This is a genomic window from Pseudomonas sp. BW16M2 (genome assembly GCF_014268865.1).
Taxonomy (GTDB): Bacteria; Pseudomonadota; Gammaproteobacteria; order Pseudomonadales; family Pseudomonadaceae; genus Aquipseudomonas; species Aquipseudomonas peradeniyensis.
On record NZ_JABWRI010000001.1, the window covers coordinates 395,661 to 420,825 of the forward strand.

The window sequence follows — 25,165 nt, forward strand, 5'->3', positions numbered from 1 at the left end:
CGTGGGAGCGGGCTTGCCCCGCGATGATCATCAACCTTGCGCCGACAGCACCTGTACCGCCGGCAGGTCCATCGCCGCCGCCTCCTCCTGCAGGAATACACTCAACCTGCGCAGCCGCTCCCCCCCCGGCCGGGTCCGCGGCCACACCAGGTAGTAGTCCATGCCACTGGCCACCGCGGTCGGCCAGGGCAGGCTCAGCCGGCGCTGGGCCACGTCCTCGGCCACCATCAGCAGGTCGCCCATGGAGATCCCGTAGCCCCGTGCCGCGGCGATCATGCCCAGCTCCAGGGTGTCGAACACCTGCCCGCCCTTGAGCGAGACCTTGTCGGTCAGCCCCATGCGCGCCAGCCAGGCACGCCAGTCACGCTTGTCCGGCGTGGGGTGCAGCAGTTCGATGCCCGCCAGGCGCCGCTCGTCCCACGGCGCATCGTCGAGCAGGTCCGGCGCGCCCACCGGGATCAACAGCTCGGAGAACAGCCGACGCACCTCCCAGTCCGCCGGGAAGCTGCCATCGCTGAGCAGCACCGCGCAGTCGAACGGCTCCTGGTTGAAGTCGACATGATCGACATCCATCCAGGCGCTGGTCAGCTGCACCTCGTTGCCCGGCTGCAGGTGGCGAAAACGGCTCAGGCGCGCCAGCAGCCAGCGCATGGTCAGGGTCGAGGGCGCCTTCATGCGCAGGATGTCGTCCTCGCCGCGCAAGGCCTCGCAGGCCCGCTCCAGCGAAGCGAAGCCGTCCCGCACACCGGGCAGCAGCATGCGCGCGGCTTCGGTCAGTTGCAGGCTGCGTCCGCTGCGCACGAACAGGCGACAGGCGAAATGTTCCTCGAGGGTGCGGATATGCCGGCTCACCGCGCTCTGGGTGATCGACAGCTCTTCACCGGCACGGGTGAAGGAGCTCAGCCGGGCGGCGGCTTCAAATGCGCGCAGCGCATAGAGCGGAGGCAGTTGGCGGGTCATGACACACCTGTCAGGCGGGGCGTAGGTCGGGTACAGAGGATCATACAGACATGAGTCAGACTCATGGCAATGATCGCATTTATCCTTTTGTGCAAAGCTGACCGAGGCCTCAGAATCGACGGCTCGCTTCCCCGAATCATCCAGAAGGACCGCCCCCATGCATGTCGCGCCCACCACTGAACTCAAGGCTTTGCTGCGCCTGGCCGGGCCGCTGATCGCCTCGCAGTTGGCGCACATGCTGATGGTGCTCACCGACACCCTGATGATGGCCCGCATCAGCCCGCAGGCCCTGGCCGGTGGCGGCCTGGGCGCGGCGAGCTATTCGTTCGTGTCGATCTTCTGCCTGGGCGTGATCGCCGCGGTCGGCACGCTGGTGGCGATCCGCAAGGGCGCCAACGACACCGAGGGCGTCACCCGCCTGGCCCAGAGCGGCCTGTGGCTGGCTTGGGGCCTGGCGCTGGTCTCGGCGCTGGTGATGTGGAACCTCAAGCCGGTGCTGCTGTTGTTCGGCCAAAAGCCGGAGAACGTCGACTCGGCGATGCAACTACTCACCCTGCTGCCGCTCGCCCTCCCCGGCTACATGACCTTCATGGCCCTGCGCGGCTTCACCAGCGCCCTGGGTCACTCGACCCCGGTGATGGTCATCAGCCTGGTGGGCACGGTGTTCAACTACCTGTTCAACCATGCGCTCATCGAGGGCATGTTCGGCCTGCCCAAGCTGGGGCTGATGGGCATCGGCCTGGTCACCGCGGTGGTGACCCTGGGCATGGCCATCGCCCTTGCGCTTTATATTCGCTGGCACAAGGCCTATGCCGCCTACCCGCTGCGCAAGGGGCTGTCGCGCCCTTCCCTGCCGGCCCTGCGCGAGCTGTGGCGGCTGGGCCTGCCGATCGGTGGTACCTATATGGTCGAAGTGGGCCTGTTCGCCTTCGCCGCCCTGTGCATGGGCGTGCTGGGCAGCACGGAACTGGCGGCGCACCAGATCGCCCTGCAGATCGTCTCGACCGCGTTCATGGTCCCGACCGGCCTTTCGTACGCGGTGACCATGCGCGTCGGCCTCTACTATGGTGCCGGCAACCTGTTGGCGGCGCGCAGCGCCGGGCGCGTGGGGATCGGCTTCGGTGCCTCGCTGATGTTCGCCTTCGCCGCACTGTTCTGGTTGTTGCCGGACGCCCTGGTCGGATTATTCATCGACCGTAACGACCCGGCCTTCGCGGCGATCTTCATGCTGGCGGTACAGTTGGTGATGGTGGCGGCGTGGTTCGAGCTGTTCGATGGCGTGCAGACCATCGCCATGGGCTCGATCCGTGGCTTGAAGGACGCCAAGACCACCTTCCTGATCGGCCTGGTGTGCTACTGGCTGGTGGGGGCGCCGAGCGCGTGGCTGTTCGCCTTCAACCTCGGCGGCGGCGCGCAGGGAATCTGGTGGGGGCTGGCGCTGGGCCTGGCCTGCGCGGCGGTGGCGCTGACGTTTGGCTTTGAATGGCGGATGAAGCGGTTACTGGGCAAGGCCGAGCGGGCGCGGGGGGCGGCGGTATCGGTTTGAGGGGGTTGGGGATCGCGTAATGGCGGACAAGTGCCTGGCGATGGTTCAGCAGCGCCCTTGAGATCGAGCGCCGCGCGGGCGGCGCTCGATTTCATAGGCGCTGCAACTCTGTCGTCGAACACTTCAAGCCAAAACATATCTAAAACTGTACTACTGTACCGCCTAAAACATCACTTCCTGCTTACCATTTCCCCACCAACACCACAAAATCGCACCAAACCAGTGCGCACCAGTACAGTTCCCTCAATAACCAGTGCAACAGTCCCTTCCAACAGTTAACTGCCCCCTCACAATACACCTGAACTGTACCTACTGTTCTGGACGAGAGAAGAGGAAGATGGGCACCAGTTAAATCACTCCCTAATGCCGCCACAAGCGGAAGGATGACACATCATGGAACGTACCCTCAGTTCCGACCTGGTTTTCGAAAACGCCCAAGCTTCCAACGCCGCCCTGCCGCTGCGCGTCCTGTCCACCCTGGTACTGTGGCAGCGCCGCATGGCCAGCCGCCGCCAACTGGCGCGCCTGGACTCCCGCCTGCTGGCCGACGCCGGTATCAGCGAGTCGCAGCGCTACGAAGAGCTGAGCAAGCCTTTCTGGCGCTAAGCGCCGGACGCCGGCCCAGGCCGGCACCGCGAATTCACAAAAACCCGTTGCAGGAAACTGCAGCGGGTTTTTTGTTTCAAGGCCCGGAATAGAGCGCTTGCATAGCCAACCATAACAGTTCTATAAATTCTCATATCAGTAGGTACAGTTACTATTTGTGATCTTTTCTCGAGCCAAACGCCCGAACCAGCGCGTGTTACGCTTGTCTTACGCGCCTGGCAGAGAAAAGTACCGTGACGAGCCAAGCGAGCGTCCGATAAGCAGAACCATCCAGACCCAGTGCAGGAGTCCCCGACCATGTCCCGTTATCACCTGTTTGGCGCCGCCTTGCTGTTGTCGCTCGCCGGCGCAGCCAATGCCACCAGCTTCGTCGTCACCACCGACGCCGTGGTGGGCGCGGTAGCCGCCTCCACCGACGCCACCTCCGACATCTCCTCCTCGTTCCGCGACGACAAGATCGTCAAGGCCGCCCGTGACGATGCCGCCAGCTTCGTCGGCAGCGACGGCGCCATTCGCGGCGCCAAGCTGGAGAGCGCGTTCGTGCACATTCGCCAGCAACTGCCGGACCTGCAGGCCAGCGACGCGCAGCTGGCCCGCGCCATCCTCGCCATCTGAGCCCCGCACCGCCCGGATTCACTGGCCCGCCCAGTGGATCCGGGGTAGCCTTCGCAGCCCGAGATCATCGCCAGACCGCCCATGCGTTACCTGTTGCCTTCACTGTTCGCCCTGGCCTGCATGAGCAGCGCCCAAGCCATGGATACCACCACCCAGAGCCTGGTCATCAGCGGCTACGTCACCAGCCAGGTCACCGCCGCGCCGTTCGACCGCAAGCTGGTCGCCGCCGCCCGTGACGACGCCGCCGCCTTCGTCGCCAGCGACGGCCGGATCCGTGGCGCGCGCCTGCAGGCGGCGCTGGACATGCTGCACCAGAACGTCGTCCGTCACTCCGTCGGTGATCGTGAACTGGCCGAAGCGATTCTCGTCCAATAACTACATTCGACTCCCCTGTATTTCCGGAGATGCTCCATGCGTAAACCGCTGATCGCCGCCACCCTCGGCATGCTGCTGCTCGCCGACCTGGCCCAGGCCCACACCCTGGTGGCCACCAGCAACATCATCGTCCGCGCCTTCGGCCGTTCGATCGATTTCACCTCCGACACCACCACCTCGATCCGCGACTCGAAAGTGGTGCGTGAAGCCCACGACGACGCCGCCAGCTTCGTCGCCAGCAACGGCGACATCCGCGGCGCCCAGCTCGAAGCCGCCTTCGACACCCTGCGTGCCCGCGTCCCCGAGGCCCGTGACGCCAGCGACCAAGTGCTGGCCGAAGCCATCCTCGCCCTGTGAAGCGCGTGCGTGCCTGGCTGCTGGGCTGCGCCCTGACGCTGCTCGGCACGCCCGCCCTGGCCGACCTGCAGCTGGTACTGCAGCGCGACGGCCTCGCCCCTGCGCAACAGCAGGCGACCCAGACGTTGCTCGACGAAGCCATGGCCAAGCTTCCACCGCGCTTCAAGCAGCAACTGGACCGGCAGATCCTGGTCGGCTGGACCGAACGCATGCCCGAGGACGCCTACGGCCAGGCCTCTCCGGTGGCCAGCCTGGACCTCAACCGGCGCCTGCTGCCGGGCCTGGTCGACGGCAGCGCCGCCCGCGAGAAGACCAACCGTCCCCACGGCACGGTCCGCGAGGAACTGCTGGCCACCGTGCTCCACGAACTCACCCATATCTATGACCGCGCGCGCCTGTGGCCAGACGCCGAGCGCCAGCTGATCAGCCGCTGCAAGCGCCAGCAGGGCGCCCTGGGCAAGGTCGGGCTGCCGCAGGACTGCCGTGGCCAGGCCGAACGCCGCTTTACCCTGAGCGACGACCCGCGCCTGCTGGACTTGGCCGGCTGGCCGCAGTACGTCGGCCGGCGTGGTGAGCGCGAGCAGCACAACGGCCAGCTGGTGCGCAGCCCGGATCCCTACGAGCTGAGCAGCCCGAAGGAGTTCATCGCGGTCAACATGGAGTACTTCCTCCTCGACCCGAGCTACGGCTGCCGTCGCCCGGCGCTCAACCAGTACCTGCGCGACCACTTCGGCTGGGCGCCGCGACAGGATGCCTGCGCCAAGGGCCTGCCATTCCTCAACGCCGGCAACGACTTCGCCCGCCAGCCGTTGGGCGAGATCGACCCGGAGCGGGTCTACGAGGTGGACTACCTGCTGGCCGAAGCCAACCAGAACTGGGTCAGCCGCTGGGGCCACAGCATGCTGCGCCTGGTGATCTGCGCCCCGGGTCGCCCGCGCGGGCCGGCCTGCCGCCTGGACCTGGACCAGAGCCTGGTGCTGTCGTACCGCGCCTTCGTCAACGACGTGCAGCTGTCCAGCTGGGACGGCCTGACCGGCGCCTACCCCTCGCGGCTGTTCGTGCTGCCGCTGGGGCAGGTGATCGACGAATACACCAAGACCGAGCTGCGCAGCCTGGCCTCGGTGCCGCTCAAGCTCAGCCGCGGCGAGATCGAGAACCTGGTGCGCCAGGCCGCCGAGATGCACTGGAGCTACGACGGCAACTACTACTTCCTGTCCAACAACTGCGCGGTGGAGTCGCTCAAGCTGCTGCGCAGCGGTACCGGCAACCCGCGCCTGAACGACCTCGACAGCATCATGCCCAACGGCTTGCTGGAGGTGCTGAAGGGTAGGGGACTGGCCGATACCCACGTGCTCGACGACCCCCTCGAGGCCCTGCGCCTGGGTTATCGCTTCGACTCCTACCGTGATCGCTACCAGGCGATGTTCGAAGTGCTGCGCAAGCAGTTGCCGATCAAGCAGACGAGCGTGGAAGACTGGCTGGCGCTGGACGCCGAGCAGCGCCGCCAATGGTTCGACCGCGCCGACCTGCGCACCAGCGCGGCCTTGCTGCTGCTCGAGCAGGCCGGCCTGCGCCGCCAGCTGCTGCTGGCCCAGGACGAGGTCAAGCAGCGTTACCTGAACGGCCGGGCGCTCAAGGACGGCAGCTTCGACAAGGCCAACGAAACCTTGCAGGCGATGCTGGCCAATAGCGGCTTCTTAAGTCGCCCGGCGGAGTTGCTGGGGGCAGGGGGCTACGGTCTGCCGCAGCCCGCGGAGCGCAAGCAACTGGAACAGGTGAGCAGCGAGCGCCAGGCGCAGCTGCTGCGCCTGAGCACCGACCTGGACCAGCAGGTGAGGGCGCTGCTGGGGCCGGAGCGGGGCAGGGAGATCAAAGCCGTGGAAGCCAATATCAAGCAGGTGGGCGAGCATCTGCGGGCGTTGCACAAGGCGGCCGGGGGATTGCAACTGCCCTAGCGCTTGCCGGCGATAGGGCCGGAAGAGGCAGCGCAATGCCCTACAGGCTTTCCTCGTCCTCCTCCGGCAACCCCTGATCCACCTGCAACCACGGCAGCCGACTCCCCACCCAGATATGCCGATTGGCCGGCACCCGCTCGGGATGATCCAGCGTCGCCACCGTCACATCAATCGTTTCAGGGCTATGCGCCGTCACCAGCGCCACATGCGCCCCGCAGTTGCCACAGAAATACCGGCTGCAGCTCTGCGGCGCCATGTAGCGCTGGGGCGAGCCCGCCAGCCACTGGAAACCCGCGAGGGGCAGGGTGACCCAGGTCACCAGCGTGCCGCCGCTGACCCGCCGGCAGATCGAGCAATGGCAATGGGCGACATCGCCCAGATCGGCCTGCAGCCGGTAGCGCAACGCCCCGCAATGACACCCGCCTTCCACGACATCCACCATCGAACGACCTCCCGTCGCCTGACCGCAGGCGAAAGCTGGCTGAAAGCTTGCCCACATAGGATAGCGCCACCACCGGCAGCAGACCGGTCAGCCAGGGCACCCGGAAACTTCCGCGCCCGGCCCAATCAACAACAACAATGGTGATTCTGATGTTTTCCTGTGCCCGCCTTTTCGCAGTCCCCCTCCGCCTGCTCCTCGCGCAGCGCCTGACGCGCTGATCCGCCCGAATCGTCCTTCCTTTCGCCGCGCCACGCCTGGAGTACCGCCATGCTGACCTTCCTCGGCTTCGCCATGGTCATCACCTTCATGTACCTGATCATGACCAAGCGCCTGTCGGCCTTGATCGCCTTGATCCTGGTACCGATCCTGTTCGCCCTGTTCGGTGGTTTTTCCGCCAAGATCGGCCCGATGATGCTCGAAGGCATCAGCAAGCTCGCGCCCACCGGCGTGATGCTGATGTTCGCCATTCTCTATTTCGCCCTGATGATCGACTCCGGCCTGTTCGACCCGGCCGTGCGCAGGATCCTCAAGCTGGTCAAGGGCGACCCGCTGAAAGTCTCGGTCGGCACCGCGGTGCTGGCCCTGGTGGTGTCCCTCGACGGTGACGGCGCCACCACCTACATGATCTGCTGCGCCGCCATGCTGCCGCTGTACAGCCGCCTGGGCATGAGCCCGCGGATCATGGCTGGCCTGATCATCCTCGCCGGCGGGGTGATGAACATGACTCCGTGGGGCGGCCCCACCGCCCGCGCCGCCAGTGCCCTGCACGTGGACCCGTCGGATATCTTCGTGCCGATGATCCCGGCCATGGCCTTCGGCGTGGCGGCGATCCTGGCCATCGCCTACTGGTACGGCAAGCGCGAGCGCGCCCGCCTGGGCGAGTTGCACTTGCCGACCGACGACATCGACCACAGCGAAATCAGCGTGTCGCAGTTCCCGGAGGCCCGTCGTCCAAAACTGATCTGGTTCAACGGCGCCCTGACCGCGGCGCTGATGGTCGCGCTGATCGCCGGCGTGCTGCCGCTGCCGGTGCTGTTCATGATCGCCTTCAGCATCGCCATGATCGTCAACTACCCGTGCCTGCAGCAGCAGAAGGACCGCATCGCCGCCCACGCCTCCAGCGTGCTGGCCGTCAGCGGGCTGATCTTCGCCGCCGGCATCTTCACCGGCATCCTGTCAGGCACCGGCATGGTCGACGCCATGTCCAAGAGCCTGCTGGCGGTGATCCCGGAGGCGTTCGGCCCGTACATGGCGGTGATCACCGCCATCGTCAGCATGCCGTTCACCTTCTTCATGTCCAACGATGCCTTCTACTACGGCGTGCTGCCGGTGCTGTCGGAGTTCGCCAGCCACTACGGCGTCACCCCGGTGGAAATGGCCCGCGCGTCGATCGTCGGACAGCCGGTACACCTGCTCAGCCCGCTGGTACCCTCGACCTACCTGCTGGTGGCCCTGGCCGGCATCGAGTTCGGCGACCACCAGCGCTTCACCCTCAAGTGGGCAGTGCTGGTGTGCCTGTGCATAATGTTCGGCGCGCTGGCCCTGGGAACATTCCCGCTGTTCAGCACACTCTGATTCAAACGCATCACTCCACCGCAAAGCGCCCATCTCCCGGGCGCTTTGCCTTTACCGCTCGAAGGAATACACATGGAATGGCTGACCAGCCCGGAAATCTGGGTTGCCTTTTTAACCCTCACGGCCCTTGAGATCGTGCTCGGGATCGACAACATCATCATGATCTCGATCCTGGTCAGCCGCATGCCCAAGCACATGCAGCCGCGCACGCGGATCTTCGGCCTGGCCCTGGCCATGGTCACGCGGATCATGCTGCTGCTGTCGATCACCTGGGTCATGCGCCTGACCGACGACCTGTTCCATGTGCTCGGCCAGGGCATTTCCGGCCGCGACCTGATCCTGTTCTTCGGCGGCCTGTTCCTGCTGTGGAAAAGCTCCCAGGAGATCTACCACGGCCTGGAAGGCGAAGACGAAAGCGCGGACGAGCCGAAAGGCGCGGGCGGCAAGTTCTTCTACACCATCATCCAGATCGCCATCATCGACATCGTGTTCTCCCTGGACTCGGTGATCACCGCTGTGGGCATGGTCTCCCACGTACCGGTGATGATCGCCGCGATCATCGTCGCGGTGCTGGTGATGATGCTCTGCGCCGGCACCATCAGCGACTTCATCGACAAGCACCCGTCGCTGAAGATGCTCGCACTTTCGTTCCTGATCGTCGTCGGTACCGTGTTGATCGCCGAGTCTTTCGATGTTCACGTGCCGAAGGGCTACGTCTACTTCGCCATGGCCTTCTCGCTGGCGGTCGAAGCGATCAACATCCGCATGCGCACGGCGCTGGCGCGCAAGAAGGGCAAGGAGCACGATCCGGTGAAACTGCGCAAGGACATTCCGGGTCAGTAAGACCTGGAAGCGCAGAAAGACAAAGGGCCCTTCGGGGCCCTTTTTGCGTTCTGGCCTGTAGTAGCGCATGTTTCAATTAGGTTTCACCCATGCCAAGCTGGCGCCAGCCAGGCAAAACAACTAAAGCTTCAGTGAGCACTGAAAAAACCAGCCCACCCCCGGGCCAGGCTCACCGCCGCACCCATTGGCCCCGCCCAGGGGCATAGAAGAAAAGGGGGCCCGACCATGCTGACCCTGCTCAACCTGCTCTCCGCCGTGGCGCTGCTGGTGTGGGGCACCCATATCGTGCGTACCGGCATCCTGCGGGTGTACGGCTCGAACCTGCGTCGGGTGCTCGGCCAGAACATGAACAAGCGTCCGCTGGCGTTCATTGCCGGGATCCTGGTCACCGCCATGGTGCAGAGCAGCAACGCCACGGCCATGCTGGTCACCTCGTTCGTCGGCCAGGGCCTGATGGCCATGACCCCGGCCCTGGCGATCATGCTCGGCGCCGACGTGGGCACCGCGCTGATGGCGCGGGTGTTGACCTTCGACCTGTCCTGGCTGTCGCCGCTGCTGATCTTCCTCGGGGTGATCTTCTTCCTCTCGCGCAAGCAGACCCGTGCCGGCCAGCTGGGCCGGGTCGGCATCGGCCTGGGCCTGATCATCCTGGCGCTGCAGCTGATCGTCCACGCCGCCGCGCCGATCACCCATGCCCAAGGGGTCAAGGTGTTGTTCGCCTCGCTGACCGGCGACATCCTGCTCGACGCCCTGATCGGCGCGCTGTTCGCCATGATCTCCTACTCAAGCCTCGCCGCCGTGCTGCTCACCGCCACCCTGGCCGGGGCCGAGGTGATCAGCCTGCCGGTGGCCATCGGCCTGGTGATCGGCGCCAACATCGGCAGCGGCCTGCTCGCCTTCCTCACCACCAGCCTGCAGAACAGCGCCGGGCGCCGGGTGGCGCTGGGCAGCCTGCTGTACAAGATCGTCGGCCTGTTGCTGATCATCCCGGTGCTGCACCCTCTGGTGGAGTGGATGGACAGCCTGAGCTTCAGCCCGCAGGAGCTGGTGATCGGCTTCCACCTGCTCTACAACACCTTGCGCTGCCTGCTGATGCTGCCGACGGTCAAACCCATGGGCCGGGTGTGCAACTACCTGCTGCCCGAGCGCGACAATGGCAACGGCCACCACCAGCCCCGCCACCTCGACCCGACCGCGCTGAACACCCCCAGCCTGGCGCTGGCCAACGCCGTGCGCGAGACCCTGCGCCTGGGCGATATCGTCGACAGCCTGCTCGAAGCCATGCTCGGCGCCTTGCGCGGCACCCAGACCGCCATGCCGCAGCAGGTGCGGGCCCTGGGCGAGGACGCCGAGGCCCTGTACAACGCCATCAAGCTGTACCTGGCGCAGATGCCCCGCGAGGATCTTGGCGAGCAGGACAACCGGCGCTGGGCGGAGATCATCGAGCTGGCGATCAACCTCAAGCTGGCCAGCGACCTGATCGAGCGCATGCTGCGCAAGGTCCAGCAGCAGAAGACCTCGCAGCGCCGGGAGTTCTCCCAGGTCGGCCTGGAGGAACTGACCGGCCTGCAGGAGCAGCTTCTGGCCAACCTGCGCCTGGGCCTGACAGTGTTCCTCAGCGCCGACCCGCAGAGCGCGCACCAGCTGCTGCGCGAGAAACGCCGCTTCCGCGCCCAGGAGCGGCGCCTGGCCCATGCCCATGTCAGCCGCCTGCAACGTAAAGTGGTGCAGAGTATCGAGACCAGTTCGCTACACTTGGAGCTGATTGCCGACATGAAGCGTTTGAACTCTTTGTTCTGCAGCAGTGCCTATGTGGTACTGGGCGGCACCGACACCGGCGGGCTGATGCTCGACAGCGTGCCGGACGAAGCCCGCCAGCCTTGAGCCCAGACACCCCGGAGACCGAAGCTCGCCTATGCGTTGCCTGTTGTTCGCCTGCCTGCTGATCCTCAGCCTGCCCACGCTCGCCCTCGACCGCTCGCGGGTCGAGGGCTACCTGCTGCCCAACGGCCTGCAGGTGCTCCTCAAGTCCGGCTACGAGCGCGACCATGTGTCGATCCGCCTGGTGGTCGGCGTCGGCCTGGACGACTTCGACTGCGACCAGCGCGAGCTGCCGCACCTGCTCGAGCACCTGCTGTTCAGCGGGATCGACGAGACGGGCGAGGGCGGCCTGGAGGAGCGCATGCAGGCCCTGGGCGGGGAGTGGAACGCCTTCACCAGCAGTGCCGACACCACCTTCGTCATCGAGGCCCCGGCACGCAACCAGCGCAAGGTCCTCGACCTGCTGCTGGCGATCATTCGCGACACCCGCATCGACGAAAAGGCGCTGGCCACGGCGAAAAAGATCATCGAACGCGAGGACGGCGGCCACTACGGCCGCCTGCAGCGCTGGCTCGACCGCCAGGACATCGGCCACCCGGCCAGCGACCAGCTGGCCACCGAGCTGGGCCTGAAGTGCCCCGAGCGCTCCAGCCTCGACGACATGACCCTGGAGCAAGTCCGGCAACTGCGTGAGCACTGGTACGTGGCCAACAACATGTCGCTGATCGTCGTCGGCGGCCTCGACCGCCTGCTGCCGGCCTACCTGGAGCGCACCTTCGGCGAGCTGCCGGCCACCGAACCCGGGGAGCGCCGTAACCTGGAGAGCATCAGCCAGCAGGCCGAACAGCGCCGCGACCTGACCCGCGGCTGGCTGGGCGACAACATCAAGCTGCACTGGCTGTTCATCGAGCCGACGCTGGAGGAGGGCCACGACCAGACCCTCGAGCTGCTTTCGCGCTACCTGGATTGGGCGCTGTACGACCAGCTGCGCCTGCGCCACGGTCTGTCCTATGGCCCGTCGGTGCAACGCGAGAGCTTCGGCGACAGCGGGATGCTCAGCCTCAATGCCGATCTCGAGCGCCAGGACCTCGACGAGGCGCTGAAGGTGCTCGGGGAGCTGTTCGACCACCTGCGCAAGCACGGCCTGGACCCGGACACCTTCGCCCGGATCAAGGAGGCGGCAATTGCCCGGGAAAGCTGGACCACCCAGGGCAACGCGGCGCTCGCCGACTATTACTGGGGGGCGCTCAACGCCTACGAGGACGGGCGTTTCACCGATCCGGTGCGGCAACTGCGTCAGGTCAGCCTCAAGCAGGCCGACGCGGCACTGCGCGAACTACTCAAGGAACCGGGGTACCTGCGCATCGAGAAGCCGTTGCTAGGGTATGACGAACTGTATGGGCTGGTGGCACTGGTGCTGGGGCTGATCCTGGCCGCGGGGCTGATCCGCCGGCGCCGCGTGGTGGCCAATCGCCCCAGTGGTGCTACACGGGAGCCGTGATTCGGCGGTATCCTGTCGGCCAACAGCGTCTGCGTGGGAGCGGGCTTGCCCCGCGATGAGGTCATCGCGGGACCAGCCCGCTCCCACGACGCCTCGAACACGCCTTTTCCTGTTGTAAACCCATGCCCCCGATCCCCAGCTTCATCCTGCGCATCATCGAGCTGCTCAAACGCTATCCCGGCATCATCGCGCTCTACGGTTTCCTCTCGGGGATCGGCAGCTTCATCCTGGTCGACCGCCAGGCCGGCCTGGCCAGCTGGATCGCCATCGTCATGCTGGTCAGCTGGATCTGGCTGATGCTGGAGAACACCCTCACCGAGTTGTTCGCCCGCACCTTCAAGCGCGAGATCCCGCAGCCGCTGCTGCGCTTCGCGACGCAGATGATCCATCAGGAAAGCCTGTTCTTCGTCCTGCCGTTCTTCTTCATCACCACCACCTGGAACAGCGGCCAACTGATCTTCACCGGCCTGCTCGGCGCCGCCGGGCTGATCTCGATCGTCGACCCGCTGTACCACAAGTGGCTGGCGCCACGCCGCTGGCTGTTCCTCGCGCTGCACACCCTGACGCTGTTCGCCGCGATGCTCACGGCGCTGCCGATCATCCTGCACCTGACCACCGCGCAGAGCTTCAAGCTGGCGCTGATCGCCGCCATGGCGCTGTCGTTCCCGAGCCTGGCCAGCAGCTTCCCGATCAACAACTGGCGCCGCGGCGTGGCCCTGGTGCTGGTGACCCTGGCGGTCGGCGGCGGCGGCTGGCTGCTGCGCTCCTGGGTGCCGCCGGCCACGCTGTGGATGACCGACGTGGCGATCAGCACCGAAGTGCTCAACCGCCAGCCGGGCGCCTCGCTGGACGAAGTGGCCGCCAGCCGCATCCGCAGCGGTGGGCTGTACGCCTATACCGCCATCAACGCGCCCCGTGGCCTGAACGAGCGCATATACCATGTGTGGCAGCTCGACGGTAAGGAAGTGGACCGTATCGCCCTGGATATCCATGGCGGGCGCAAGGAGGGCTACCGCGCCTGGACCCACAAGCAGAACTTCCCGCCCAATCCGGTGGGCAAGTGGCAGGTGAGGGTGCTGACCGAGGACGGGCAGGTGATCGGGGTGTTGCGGTTCAAGGTGGTGGACGATACTGCTCGCTGAATAATCCTGTAGGAGCGTCCCGCTGCGCTATGATCAGCCTCTATGCCCTCAGTCAGACGCATGGAGCCTATGACCGTCCCGAGCGCCACCCTGGACACCACCGAGCAGCCCTCGCGCCTGCGCATCGTCGGCGACTGGACCCTGGCCCACTACGCCAGCCTCAAGCGCGAGTGCGAGCGCCTGGGCAGCCAGTACGGCGATGACACCCAGGTCGATCTCAGCCAACTGGGCCGCCTGGACACCGCCGGCGCCTCGCTGCTGGCCGAGCTGCTCGGCTCCGAACGCCTGTCGCGCTGCACCGACGAACTCCCCGATGCCAGCCGCGCGCTGCTGAAGAACGTCTACTGCTCGGTGCAGGACTACTGCATCCCGGTCAAGGAGCCGGAGCAACCAGTGCTGCTCCTGCTGCTGGCGCGCATCGGTCGCGCCGTCGACCAGCTGTGGCAGGATACCAACCAGGTGCTGGGCTTCATCGGCCTGATCCTGCAGACCCTGTTCCTGCGCCTGTTCCAGCCGCACCGCTGGCGCGTCACGCCGGTGGTCGCGCACCTCGAGCAGACCGGCCTGGACGCCGCGCCCATCGTCGCCTTGCTGACCTTCCTGGTGGGCGCGGTGGTGGCCTTCCTCGGCGCCACGGTGCTGGCCGACTTCGGCGCGACCATCTTCACCGTCGACCTGGTGGCGTTCTCCTTCCTGCGTGAATTCGCCGTGCTGCTGACCGCCATCCTCATGGCCGGCCGCACCGCCAGCGCGTTCACCGCGCAGATCGGCTCGATGAAGGCCAACGAGGAGATCGACGCCATCCGCACCCTGGGCCTGAACCCCATCGAACTGCTGGTGGTGCCGCGGGTGCTGGCGCTGCTGATCGCGCTGCCGCTGCTGACCTTCGTCGCCATGCTCTGCGGCATGATCGGCGGCGCGGTGGTCTGCGCCCTGACCCTGGACATCTCGCCGGCCATGTTCCTCTCGCTGCTGCAGAGCGACATCGGCGTGCAGCACTTCCTGGTGGGCCTGGCCAAGGCGCCGTTCTTCGCCTTCCTGATCGCCGCCATCGGTTGCCTGGAAGGCTTCAAGGTCAGCGGCAGCGCCGAGTCGGTGGGCGCCCATACCACGTCTGCCGTGGTGCAATCGATCTTCGTGGTGATCGTGCTGGATGCGGTGGCCGCGCTGTTCTTCATGGAGATGGGCTGGTGACTGAAGCCGTGATCGAAGCCCGCGGCCTGTGCAACCGCTTCGGCAGCCAGAGCGTGCACGAGAACCTCGACCTGGACCTGTACCGCGGCGAGATCCTCGCCGTGGTCGGCGGCTCGGGCAGCGGCAAGTCGGTGCTGTTGCGCAGCATCGTCGGCCTGCGCCGGCCCAACGAAGGCACGGTCAAGGTGTTCGGCCAGGACCTGGCCACCCTCGACGAAACCCAGCGCTCGCTGGTCGAACGCCGCTTCGGCGTGCTGTTCCAGAAAGGCGCGCTGTTCTCCTCGCTGACCGTCACCGAGAACGTCGCCCTGCCGCTGATCGAGCATGCCGGGCTGTCGCGGGCCGACGCCGAGCACCTGGCCGGGGTCAAGCTGGCCTTGGCTGGACTGCCGATCAGCGCCGCCGACAAATACCCGGCGTCGCTGTCCGGCGGCATGATCAAGCGCGCCGCCCTGGCCCGCGCCCTGGCCCTGGACCCGGACATCCTGTTCCTCGACGAGCCTACCGCCGGCCTCGACCCGATCGGCGCCGCCGCCTTCGACCAGTTGATCCTGACCCTGCGCGACGCCCTGGGGTTGTCGGTGTTCCTCATCACCCACGACCTGGACACCCTCTACACCATCACCGACCGGGTAGCGGTGCTGTCGCAGAAGAAGGTGCTGGTGGCAGGGCCCCTGGCCGAGGTCGAGCAGACCGACGACCCATGGATTCACGAATACTTTCACGGCCCGCGTGGCCGGGCGGCCGAAGACGCCGCCCTGCGCGCCCGCCAGGAGCGCTGAACGATGGAAACCCGAGCTCATCATGTCCTGATCGGCCTGGTCACCGTGCTGGTGGTGGCCGGCGCCATGCTGTTCGGCCTGTGGCTGACCAAGTCCAGCGTCGACACCGCCTTCAAGGACTACGAAGTGGTGTTCAACGAGGCGGTCTCGGGCCTGTCCCGTGGCAGCCCGGTGCAGTACAACGGCATCAAGGTCGGCGACGTCAGCAGCCTGCGCCTGGACCCGAAGGACCCGCGCCGGGTGCTGGCACAGGTGCGCCTGAACGGCGACACGCCGGTCAAGGAAGACACCCAGGCCAAGCTGACCCTGGCCGGGGTGACCGGCAACGCGTTCATCCAGCTCAGCGGCGGCACCCCACAGAGCCCCGAGCTCAAGGGCAAGGGCGGCAAGCTGCCGGTGATCGTCGCCTCGCCCTCGCCGATCTCGCGCCTGCTCAACGACAGCAGTGACCTGGTGACCAACATCAACCTGCTGCTGCACAACGCCAACCTGATGTTCTCCGAAAGCAACATCGAGCGATTGAGCAACACTCTGGCCAACCTGGAGCAGACCACCGGCGCCTTCGCCAGCCAGAAAGGCGGCATCGCCGATGCCATCGAGCAACTGGCCCAGGTCGGCAAGCAGGCCAACGCCACCCTGGCCGAGACCCAGGCGCTGATGCGCAACGCCAACGGCCTGCTCGGCACCCAGGGCAAGCAGGCCATCGGCAGCGCCGAGCAGGCCATGCAGTCGCTGGCCGAAAGCACCGCCACCATCAACAGCCTGCTGCAGGACAACCGCCAGTCCCTGGACGACGGTGCCCAGGGGCTGAACCAGATCGCCCCGGCGATCCGCGAACTGCGTGAGACCCTCAACTCGCTCAAGGGCATCTCCCGGCGCCTGGAAGCCGACCCCAGCGGCTACCTGCTGGGCCGCGACAACAACAAGGAGTTCCAGCCATGATCCCGTCGCTGCGCCTGGCCTTCGCCGCCGCCACGCTGAGCCTGGTTTCGGCCTGTTCGATCCTGCCACAGAGCGAGCCTGTGGATATCTATCGCCTGCCGGTGAACCAGGCGGCCCGCGCCGCAGCGCCGCTGGACTGGTCGCTGCGCCTGAACAAACCACTGGCCAGCGAAGCCCTGGCCGGGCCGCGTATCGCGGTGATTCCCCAGGGCGATGTGATCAGCAGCTACAAGGGCGCACGCTGGAGCGACCCGACGCCGATGCTGGTGCGCAACCGCCTGCTCGACGGTTTCCAGCGCGACGGCCGGGTGCAGCGCCTGAGCGCCGATGACAGCAACCTGCAGGCGGACTACGAGCTGGGCGGCGAGCTACAGGCCTTCCAGAGCGAATACCGCCCGGGTGGGGCGGTGGAGGTGGTGATCCGCTACGACGCGCGGCTGGTGCAGGGCCGCAGCCAGCGCATCCTCGCGAGCAAACGCTTCGAGGTGCGCCAGGCGCTGGGCGAACAGCAGGTGCCGGCGGTGGTCGCCGGCTTCGGCGCGGCCAGCGATCAGCTGGCGCGCCAGGTGATCGACTGGACCGTCAGCCAGGCTCAGGCGAAGAACCAGTAGCAGACGAAGATCGCCGCGATCACCCCGGCCAGCTCGGCCAGCAGGGCGCAGCCGACGGCGTGGCGCACGCGCTGGATGCCCACCGCGCCGAAGTACACCGCCAGCACGTAGAAGGTGGTCTCGGTGCTGCCCTGGATGGTCGCCGCCACCAGCGCCGGGAAGCTGTCCACGCCTTGGGTCTGCATGGTCTCGATCAGCATGGCCCGCGCCGCGCTGCCGGAGAACGGCTTGACCAGCGCGGTGGGCAGGCCCTCGACGAAGCGGGTGTCCAGGCCCATCCAGGTCACCGCGTGGCGGATGCCGTCCAAGGCCAGTTCCAGGGCGCCCGAAGCGCGCAGCACACCGACCGCCACCAGCATCGCCACCAGGTAGGGCAGCAGCCCCTTGGCCACGTCGAAACCTTCCTTGGCGCCCTCGACGAAGGCCTCGTACACCTGCACCCTTCGTAACGCGCCGATCACCAGGAACAGCATGATCACGCCGAACAGCGTCAGGTTGCCGAGGATCGACGACAGGCTGGCCAACGCGGCCGCCGACAGCGTGCCGAGGAAGGCCATGAAACCGCCCAGCAGCAGGGCGCCGGGGATCAGGTAAGCGAGCACCACCGGGTCCCACAGGCGCAGGCGCTGCATCACCGCCACCGACAGCAGGCCGACCAGGGTCGAACAGCTGGTGGCCAGCAGGATCGGCAGGAACACCATGGTCGGATCGGGCGCGCCTTGCTGGGCGCGGTACATGAAGATGGTCACCGGCAGCAGGGTCAGCGACGAGGCGTTGAGCACCAGGAACAGGATCTGCGCGTTGCTTGCCGTGGTGCTGCTGGGGTTGAGCTCCTGCAGCGAGCGCATGGCCTTCAGGCCGATGGGCGTGGCGGCGTTGTCCAGGCCCAGGCCGTTGGCGGCGAAGTTCATGGTGATCAGGCCCAGGGCAGGGTGGCCGGGCGGCACTTCCGGCATCAGCCGGGCGAACAGCGGGCCGAGGACCTTGGCCAGCCATTCGACGATGCCGGCCTTCTCGGCGATCTTGAGGAAACCCAGCCACAGGGTCAGGGTACCGAACAGCAGGACCATGACCTCCACCGACAGCTTGGCCATGGCGAAGATGCTCTCGACCATTGCGGCGAAGATGCCGGCGTTGCCGCCCACCAGCCATTGGGCCAGGGCGGAGATGGCCGCCACCAGGAAAAAGCCGAGCCAGAGGCCGTTGAGCATCCGTGTGTTCCCCCTTGAAAAATGCCCGAATGATAGCGCATGCCGGTGCCTGGCTGGAGGCCGCTTCTACAGGGGGAGCGGTCGCCTACAAAACAAAAAGCCCCGACAAGTCGGGGCTCTTCGCTCAGCTCAGTGGCTTACTGGTTGACGGTCTTGCCCGCCACCACAGCCTCTTTCTTGCCTTTTTCCAGCACCAGCGACTGGTAGTACGCCGCGCCTTTCTCGGCGTCGTACATACCCTGCCACTTGGCGATGACCACTGCAGCCAGGGCGTTGCCCACCACGTTCAGCGCGGTACGGGCCATGTCCATGATGCGGTCGACACCGGCGATGAAGGCCAGGCCTTCCAGCGGAATGCCCACGCTGCCCAGGGTGGCCAGCAGTACCACGAAGGACACGCCCGGCACGCCGGCGATACCCTTGGAGGTGACCATCAGGGTCAGCACCAGCAGCAGCTGCTGGCTCCAGGACAGGTCGATGCCGTACAGCTGGGCGATGAAGATCGCCGCGATGCTCTGGTACAGGGTCGAACCGTCGAGGTTGAACGAATAGCCGGTCGGTACCACGAACGAGCAGATCGACTTCGGCGCGCCGTATTTCTCCATCTTCTCGATCACGCGCGGCAGCACGGTCTCGGAGCTGGAGGTGGAGTAGGCGAGGATCAGCTCGTCCTTCATGATGCGCATGATCTTGATGATCGAGAAGCCGAACACGCGCGCCACCAGGCCCAGCACCATGAAGGCGAAGAAGGCGATGGCGAAGTACACCAGCAGCACCAGCTTGGCCAGCGGCAGCAGGGAAGCGAAGCCGAAGTTGGCGACGGTGGCGGCGATCAGGGCGAACACGCCGATCGGGGCGTAGTTCATGATCATGTGGGTGACCTTGAACATGGTCTCCGACACGCCCTGGAAGGTACGCACCAGCGGCTCGCGCAGGTCGGCGTTGAGGCTCGACAGGCCCATGCCGAACATCACCGAGAAGAAGATGATCGGCAGCATCTCGCCACGCATCAGCGCCGCGAAGATATTCGACGGGATCAGGTTGAGCAGGGTCTCGATGAACGCGTGCTCATGCTGCACCTCGGCCGCGGTAGCCTGGTACTTGGAAATGTCGACGGTGCCCAGGGTGCTCATGTCGATGCCGGCGCCCGGGTGGAACACGTTGGCCAGGACCAGGCCGACGACGATGGCGATGGTGGTCACCACCTCGAAGTAGATGATGGTCTTCAGGCCGATGCTGCCCAGTTTCTTCGCGTCGCCAACCCCGGCGATGCCCACGATCAGCGACGAAATCACGATCGGGACGACGATCATCTTGATCAGGCGAATGAAGATGTCACCGGCCGGCTGGAGGACGTTGCTGATCCACCATGCCTTTTCTGCACTGAAATGATTCAGTAGCGCGCCGACTGCAACGCCCAGCAACAGACCGATGACGATCTGCCAGGCGAGGCTCAGTTTTGCCTTCTTCATGTCATTACCCTTTGTTGTAGTGGTCACGGGTACCGGCCGAAAAGGCCCATGCCAGAGCGGCTAAAAGCCATTCCGGTCGCGCCTGGTCAATCCGACAACCCACTTGTAAGGACACCGCGAGCGAGCATTGCTGGCGCTCGGGCCGAGGAAAAAGGCGGCAACTATTGCGATGCGGGGAGGGGCAGTCTAATGCCGGAAACGACTACCCTATGCCGAATCGGCATGAGACCGGGAGCCGAAATCGGACATCGTCAAGCCCTTGATTTTCAACGTTCGGATTTCCGAACAAGACCAAAGTGCCAATTTTAGGCCGATTTGACGGGATGACAGAAAGGTGTGAGATGGCGTGTTCGACAATCCGAATGGCTGAAATGCCACGCGAGCTGACCTGTCGGACAGGCAAAAAAATTTAGATATACGGTAGCGACAAAATGTGTCTGAAGTAAAAAGTCGCTCGTATTAAAGGAAGGAGTCTTACAGGCGCTTCGGAAGCCAGATCGGTCACATCGTCCTGTTCGGACCCAACCGACCTGCAACTTCCGATGCCACCCTCTCCTGACCCGGCCCATGACGGAGGCACTCCCTGTACCCCTAGGCCACTGCGACCCTGCAACAGTCAGAGCGGCCCGGCCCCCTGGTCATGCGCCACCCCTCCTCGGGGCGGCGCATCATAGAAGCCTGAAAGATAAAAAGGTTCAGCTTCTATAGCGTTACAGTGCGCGACCGCTGGTCAGTACCAGTTCGGGTCACGCTTGAGCTGCTCCTGCAGCAGGGCCTTCATGCCCTCGTCCGGCTTGCCCAGCCAACGGTAGTCGGCATGGCGGGTGGGCGACTTGTCGGCGGGCAGGCCTTCGGGCACTTCCACGAGCATGCCGTAGGCGTCCTCCTTGTCCCAGCTGAAGGCCACGATCAGGCGCTTGTAGGTGCAGTTGCCCTCGGACTCGCACAACGGGCCAACTAGGTACCGGTCGCCGTCCTCGGTCACCGCCGACATCTGCTGCGCCGAACTGCCGCTCAGGTTGATCACCCACTCGGGCAGGCGTTCCTCGTTCTTGAGGGTCTTCTGCCAGGTTTTTTGGTATTCGGGGTCCGAGCCGAGCAACTGGTTTGCCCGGACCTGACCATCATTGGCCGCCAGCGCCGTCGCGCCGCTGCCCAGCAGCAGCGCGACGACCAGGGCCTTGGGGAGCATCCTGCTCATGGTCATCAACCTCTGCCGCGGCCGAAGAAGAAAGAGGCGACGAACAGCACCAGGAAGACAATGAACAGGATCTTCGCGATACCGGTCGCGGCGCCAGCGATACCACCAAAGCCCAGGACCGCAGCGATGATGGCGATGATTAGGAAGGTGATTGCCCAACTAAGCATGATGTTTCTCCTTTTCTTGTGCGAAATCGGTCGATGGCGTCAGAACACCCAACGCTCCTCGGGCTGGACGCGCTCGAGCACGGCAGGCGCGGTGTCGGCACTGGGCAGCGGCTCGGCGGCCTTGACCAGGGTGGTGGCATGGGTTGCCCGCATTTGCGTCAACAGCGCGGTCTGCACCGCCACCTGCTCGGCCAGCCGGGCGGTCTGCCAGCTGTGGTAGAAGAGGCCCGCCGCCAGGGTGAGCAGCAGGGCCATGCCGAGGAACAACAGCTGGTGCAGGGGGACTACAGCGCTCTGCGTACGATTGTCTTGGGGGCGATTCATGCCGGCTCCTCCTGCTGTGCTTGTTATCCATTCTGCAAAGGTCATTGCAGCCTGCATGCCAGCCTTCGCAAACTGAATAAATCCTTTTAAATCAGATAGATACGAAATATCCCCACCTTGCCGGGGGACGTATCCTGCACGATGCCCCGCAATCGGGTCGTGCGTTTTGCACGACCCAGCCCTCGGCCACGCGATAGCGATGCCTCGAATCCAGCCCCTCGGATCGGGTTAGCAGCCGATTTCCCGTTCTCAACTTCATATTTATCAGCCACTTAGCCATCATGAAGGCATACAGCTAGCATGCATGGAGCGGAATCAATCAGAATCGACCATGCAACTTGCCCGATTTTTCCGACACTAATTGAGATCAATCCCAAAGGAGCGCAGGAAATGGAATCAGCCCAGGACAACCAAGGCCGCATTCTGCTGGTGGACGACGAGTCCGCCATCCTGCGCACATTCCGCTATTGCCTCGAGGACGAGGGCTACAGCGTGGCCACCGCCAACAGCGCCGCCCAGGCCGAGGCCCTGTTGCAGCGCCAGGTGTTCGACCTGTGTTTCCTCGACCTGCGCCTGGGCGAGGACAATGGCCTGGACGTGCTGGCGCAGATGCGCATCCAGGCACCGTGGATGCGGGTGGTGATCGTCACCGCCCATTCGGCCATCGACACTGCGGTGGATGCCATCCAGGCCGGCGCCGCCGACTACCTGGTCAAGCCCTGCAGCCCCGACCAGCTGCGCCTGGCCACCGCCAAGCAGTTGGAGGTGCGCCAGCTATCGGCGCGCCTGGAAGCCCTCGAAGGCGAGGTGCGCAAACCCAAGGATGGCCTGGACTCCCATAGCCCGGCGATGATGGCGGTGCTGGAAACCGCGCGCCAGGTGGCGACCACCGACGCCAACATCCTCATCCTCGGCGAGTCGGGTACCGGCAAGGGTGAGCTGGCCCGTGCCATCCATGGCTGGAGCAAGCGGTCGCGCAAGGCCTGCGTGACCATCAACTGCCCCTCGCTGAATGCCGAGCTGATGGAGAGCGAGCTGTTCGGCCACACCCGCGGCGCCTTCACCGGCGCCAGCGAAAGCACCTTGGGGCGGGTCAGCCAGGCCGATGGCGGCACGCTTTTTCTCGACGAGATCGGCGATTTTCCGCTGACCTTGCAGCCAAAACTGCTGCGCTTCATCCAGGACAAGGAGTACGAGCGGGTCGGCGACCCGGTCACCCGCCGGGCGGACGTGCGGATCCTCGCGGCCACCAACCTCAACCTCGACGAGATGGTCCGCGAGAACCGCTTCCGTGAAGACCTGCTGTATCGGTTGAACGTCATCACCCTGCACCTGCCGCCGCTGCGCGAGCGCAGCGAGGACATCCTGACCCTGGCCGACCGGTTCCTGGCCCGCTTCGTCAAGGAGTACTCGCGCCCGGCCCGTGGCTTCAGCGACGAAGCCCGGGCCGCGCTGCTCAACTACCGCTGGCCGGGCAATATCCGCGAGCTGCGCAACGTGATCGAACGGGCCAGCATCATTTGCCCGCAGGAGCGGGTGGAGATCACCCACCTGGGCATGGCCGAGCAACCCGCCAGCAACGCGCCCAGGGTCGGCGCGGCGCTGAGCCTGGATGAACTGGAGCGCGCCCATATCGGCGCGGTGCTGGCTGCCAGCGACACCCTCGACCAGGCGGCCAAGACCCTGGGTATCGACGCCTCCACCCTGTACCGCAAGCGCAAGCAGTACAACCTATGAAATGGCCGATGAAGCTGCGCACGCGGCTGTTCCTCAGCATCTCGGCGTTGGTCACGGTAGCGCTGCTGGGCCTGATGCTGGGGCTGTTCAGCGTGCTGCAGATGGCAGCCCTGCAGCAGCGCGTGGTGCAGGACACCACCCACACCCTGGAGCTGGGCCTGAAGCTGCGCCAGAACCTGGGTGAGCAGTTGAACCTGATCCTCGACGAGGACACCGCCCCGGCCAGCCTGGTGACCTTGCAGGACCAGTTCCAGGCACTGCTCAAGCAGGGGCTGGAGCAGGGCGGCGAGCGCACGGGTTTCAGCAAGGCTGCCAGCAACTACCAGGCGTTCGTCCAGGCCTACCGGCAGAGCACCACACCTGCCCGCAGCATGGGCGTTGACCAACCCCTCGGCGCCGCCTTCAACCAGGTCCGCGCCGACCTGCTGGACTCCCACCGCCAGGCCCTGGAGCACATCGCCCGCAGCGAGGAGAAGTCACGCGACCGCGCCCTGCTGATCAGCGGCCTGCTGGGGCTGATGGGCCTCACCGTGCTGGTACTCGGGTTCATCACCGCGCACAACATCGCCCGCCGCTTCGGCCAGCCGATCGAGGCGCTGGCCAAGGCCGCCGACCAGGTCGGCCAGGGCAATTTCGACGTCACCCTGCCGGTGACCCAGGCCACCGAACTCAACCAGCTGACCCGCCGCTTCGGCCTGATGGCCGATGCCCTGCGCAAACACCAGGCCACCAACATCGACGAACTGCAGGCCGGCCAGCAACGGCTGCAGGCAGTGCTCGACAGCATCGACGACGGCCTGCTGATCATCGATCGCCAGGGCCGCCTGGAACACCTCAACCCGGTGGCCCAGCGCCAGCTCGGCTGGGACCCTAGCCGGCTCGGCGCAAGCCTGGCCGAGGCCCTGCAGCGCCCGGAACTTGAAAAACAGCTGCGCCAGGTGCTGCGCGGCGGCAGCCTGGACCGCCCGCCGGACGACCTGAGCCTGGAGGTAGATGAGGAAACCCGCCTGCTGACCTACAGCCTGACCCCGGTCAGCCACCCCGAGGGGCCGATCCTCGGCGCGGTGATGGTGCTGCACGACGTGACCGAGCAACGCGCCTTCGAGCGGGTGCGCAGCGAGTTCGTGCTGCGCGCCTCCCACGAGTTGCGCACGCCGGTCACCGGCATGCACATGGCGTTCGGCCTGCTGCGCGAGCGGGTCAGTTTCCCGCCAGAAGCGCGCGAGAACGACCTGCTCGAGACCATCGCCGAGGAGATGCAGCGCCTCACCCAGCTGATCAACGACCTGCTCAACTTCTCGCGCTATCAAAGCGGCCTGCAGAAGCTGGAACTGGCCCCCTGTGCCCTCGACGAACTGTTCGAGCGCGCCCAGGCACGCTTTGCCGAACAGGCCTCGGGCAAGCAGATCGAGCTGATACGCGAGCTGGAACCGCCGCTGCCGCGCATCCAGGCCGACGTCGCGCAACTCGACCGGGTGCTCGACAACCTGCTGCACAACGCCATCCGCCATACCGGCAGCGGCGGGCGCATCCGCCTGCACGCGCGACGCCACGCCGAGCGGGTGATCATCAGCGTCGAGGACAACGGCGAAGGCATCGCCTACGGCCAGCAAGGGCGGATCTTCGAGCCGTTCGTGCAGGTCGGGCGCAAGAAGGGCGGGGCCGGCCTGGGCCTGGCGCTGTGCAAGGAGATCGTCCAGCTGCATGGCGGGCGGATGGGGGTGTTCTCGCGACCAGGGCAGGGCACGCAGTTCTACATGGCACTACCGGTCTGACACTTTTTTGC

The 25,165-nt window shown here is 65.7% G+C and carries 24 protein-coding genes; 17 read left to right on the plus strand and 7 right to left on the minus strand.

Going from position 1 to position 25,165, the window contains the following annotated elements; all coding sequences use genetic code 11:
* Positions 1-30: 30 nt before the first annotated feature.
* Complete coding sequence (locus HU735_RS01750; protein ID WP_050703227.1) at positions 31-960, minus strand: LysR substrate-binding domain-containing protein; 930 nt, start codon at positions 958-960, stop codon at positions 31-33.
* A 157-nt stretch (positions 961-1,117) separates the two neighbouring features.
* Here HU735_RS01750 and HU735_RS01755 point away from each other — a divergent pair, with 157 nt between their 5' ends.
* The 6 genes from HU735_RS01755 to HU735_RS01780 all read left to right on the plus strand — a co-directional run bounded on the left by HU735_RS01755 (position 1,118) and on the right by HU735_RS01780 (position 6,414).
* Positions 1,118-2,506, plus strand: coding sequence for a NorM family multidrug efflux MATE transporter (locus tag HU735_RS01755; RefSeq protein ID WP_050703226.1), 1,389 nt, complete (start codon positions 1,118-1,120; stop codon positions 2,504-2,506).
* Between the two features lie 393 nt (positions 2,507-2,899).
* Positions 2,900-3,112: a DUF1127 domain-containing protein gene (locus HU735_RS01760; protein WP_011531561.1), complete on the plus strand. Its 213-nt coding sequence runs from the start codon at positions 2,900-2,902 to the stop codon at positions 3,110-3,112.
* Between the two features lie 297 nt (positions 3,113-3,409).
* Entirely contained in the window at positions 3,410-3,727 is a 318-nt protein-coding gene (locus HU735_RS01765; protein WP_050703225.1) for a DUF2388 domain-containing protein, read from the plus strand.
* 81 nt (positions 3,728-3,808) lie between these two features.
* Positions 3,809-4,102, plus strand: coding sequence for a DUF2388 domain-containing protein (locus HU735_RS01770; RefSeq protein WP_186712182.1), 294 nt, complete (start codon positions 3,809-3,811; stop codon positions 4,100-4,102).
* A 36-nt stretch (positions 4,103-4,138) separates the two neighbouring features.
* On the plus strand, positions 4,139-4,459 hold the full coding sequence (locus HU735_RS01775) for a DUF2388 domain-containing protein (protein ID WP_011531558.1): 321 nt from the start codon (positions 4,139-4,141) through the stop codon (positions 4,457-4,459).
* Entirely contained in the window at positions 4,456-6,414 is a 1,959-nt protein-coding gene (locus HU735_RS01780) for a DUF4105 domain-containing protein (protein ID WP_186712183.1), read from the plus strand. The genes HU735_RS01775 and HU735_RS01780 overlap by 4 nt, the downstream gene beginning before the upstream one ends.
* Before the next feature lie 40 nt (positions 6,415-6,454).
* On the opposite strand, the gene HU735_RS01785 is transcribed toward HU735_RS01780, so the two are convergent.
* A complete protein-coding gene (locus HU735_RS01785; protein ID WP_028688651.1) occupies positions 6,455-6,856 on the minus strand; it encodes a GFA family protein in 402 nt (133 codons plus the stop codon).
* A 267-nt stretch (positions 6,857-7,123) separates the two neighbouring features.
* Here HU735_RS01785 and HU735_RS01790 point away from each other — a divergent pair, with 267 nt between their 5' ends.
* The 9 genes from HU735_RS01790 to HU735_RS01830 all read left to right on the plus strand — a co-directional run bounded on the left by HU735_RS01790 (position 7,124) and on the right by HU735_RS01830 (position 17,267).
* Positions 7,124-8,431 carry a CitMHS family transporter gene (locus HU735_RS01790; protein ID WP_186712184.1) on the plus strand — a complete coding sequence of 436 codons (1,308 nt, stop codon included), beginning with the start codon at positions 7,124-7,126 and terminating at the stop codon, positions 8,429-8,431.
* A 72-nt stretch (positions 8,432-8,503) separates the two neighbouring features.
* A complete protein-coding gene (locus HU735_RS01795; RefSeq protein WP_186712185.1) occupies positions 8,504-9,274 on the plus strand; it encodes a TerC family protein in 771 nt (256 codons plus the stop codon).
* Positions 9,275-9,499: 225 nt separating this feature from the next.
* Positions 9,500-11,158: a Na/Pi cotransporter family protein gene (locus HU735_RS01800; protein WP_186712186.1), complete on the plus strand. Its 1,659-nt coding sequence runs from the start codon at positions 9,500-9,502 to the stop codon at positions 11,156-11,158.
* Positions 11,159-11,189: 31 nt separating this feature from the next.
* Positions 11,190-12,596: a pitrilysin family protein gene (locus HU735_RS01805; protein WP_186712187.1), complete on the plus strand. Its 1,407-nt coding sequence runs from the start codon at positions 11,190-11,192 to the stop codon at positions 12,594-12,596.
* A 122-nt stretch (positions 12,597-12,718) separates the two neighbouring features.
* Complete coding sequence (locus tag HU735_RS01810) at positions 12,719-13,738, plus strand: DUF5924 family protein (RefSeq protein ID WP_186712188.1); 1,020 nt, start codon at positions 12,719-12,721, stop codon at positions 13,736-13,738.
* Between the two features lie 60 nt (positions 13,739-13,798).
* Positions 13,799-14,932: an MlaE family lipid ABC transporter permease subunit gene (locus HU735_RS01815; RefSeq protein ID WP_050703217.1), complete on the plus strand. Its 1,134-nt coding sequence runs from the start codon at positions 13,799-13,801 to the stop codon at positions 14,930-14,932.
* Positions 14,926-15,714: an ABC transporter ATP-binding protein gene (locus HU735_RS01820; RefSeq protein ID WP_181427802.1), complete on the plus strand. Its 789-nt coding sequence runs from the start codon at positions 14,926-14,928 to the stop codon at positions 15,712-15,714. The genes HU735_RS01815 and HU735_RS01820 overlap by 7 nt, the downstream gene beginning before the upstream one ends.
* A gap of 3 nt (positions 15,715-15,717) precedes the next feature.
* The gene (locus HU735_RS01825; protein WP_186712189.1) at positions 15,718-16,656 is read left to right on the plus strand and encodes an MlaD family protein; all 939 of its coding nucleotides are present in this window, start codon (positions 15,718-15,720) and stop codon (positions 16,654-16,656) included.
* On the plus strand, positions 16,653-17,267 hold the full coding sequence (locus tag HU735_RS01830; RefSeq protein ID WP_050703214.1) for an ABC-type transport auxiliary lipoprotein family protein: 615 nt from the start codon (positions 16,653-16,655) through the stop codon (positions 17,265-17,267). The genes HU735_RS01825 and HU735_RS01830 overlap by 4 nt, the downstream gene beginning before the upstream one ends.
* Here HU735_RS01830 and HU735_RS01835 read toward each other — a convergent pair.
* The 5 genes from HU735_RS01835 to HU735_RS01855 all read right to left on the minus strand — a co-directional run bounded on the left by HU735_RS01835 (position 17,249) and on the right by HU735_RS01855 (position 21,642).
* A complete protein-coding gene (locus tag HU735_RS01835) occupies positions 17,249-18,478 on the minus strand; it encodes a spore maturation protein (protein ID WP_186712190.1) in 1,230 nt (409 codons plus the stop codon). The genes HU735_RS01830 and HU735_RS01835 overlap by 19 nt on opposite strands.
* Before the next feature lie 137 nt (positions 18,479-18,615).
* Positions 18,616-19,950: a glutamate/aspartate:proton symporter GltP gene (gltP, locus tag HU735_RS01840; protein ID WP_050703212.1), complete on the minus strand. Its 1,335-nt coding sequence runs from the start codon at positions 19,948-19,950 to the stop codon at positions 18,616-18,618.
* Between the two features lie 730 nt (positions 19,951-20,680).
* Entirely contained in the window at positions 20,681-21,151 is a 471-nt protein-coding gene (locus tag HU735_RS01845) for an inhibitor of vertebrate lysozyme family protein (protein WP_186712191.1), read from the minus strand.
* Between the two features lie 5 nt (positions 21,152-21,156).
* Complete coding sequence (locus HU735_RS01850; protein ID WP_008092060.1) at positions 21,157-21,318, minus strand: DUF1328 domain-containing protein; 162 nt, start codon at positions 21,316-21,318, stop codon at positions 21,157-21,159.
* Positions 21,319-21,357: 39 nt separating this feature from the next.
* On the minus strand, positions 21,358-21,642 hold the full coding sequence (locus HU735_RS01855) for a hypothetical protein (protein ID WP_186712192.1): 285 nt from the start codon (positions 21,640-21,642) through the stop codon (positions 21,358-21,360).
* Between the two features lie 390 nt (positions 21,643-22,032).
* Here HU735_RS01855 and algB point away from each other — a divergent pair, with 390 nt between their 5' ends.
* Positions 22,033-23,379, plus strand: a complete 1,347-nt coding sequence (gene algB, locus HU735_RS01860; protein WP_186712193.1) for a sigma-54-dependent response regulator transcription factor AlgB — start codon at positions 22,033-22,035, stop codon at positions 23,377-23,379.
* A complete protein-coding gene (locus HU735_RS01865; protein WP_186712194.1) occupies positions 23,376-25,154 on the plus strand; it encodes a KinB sensor domain-containing domain in 1,779 nt (592 codons plus the stop codon). The genes algB and HU735_RS01865 overlap by 4 nt, the downstream gene beginning before the upstream one ends.
* The last annotated feature ends 11 nt before the right edge of the window (positions 25,155-25,165 follow it).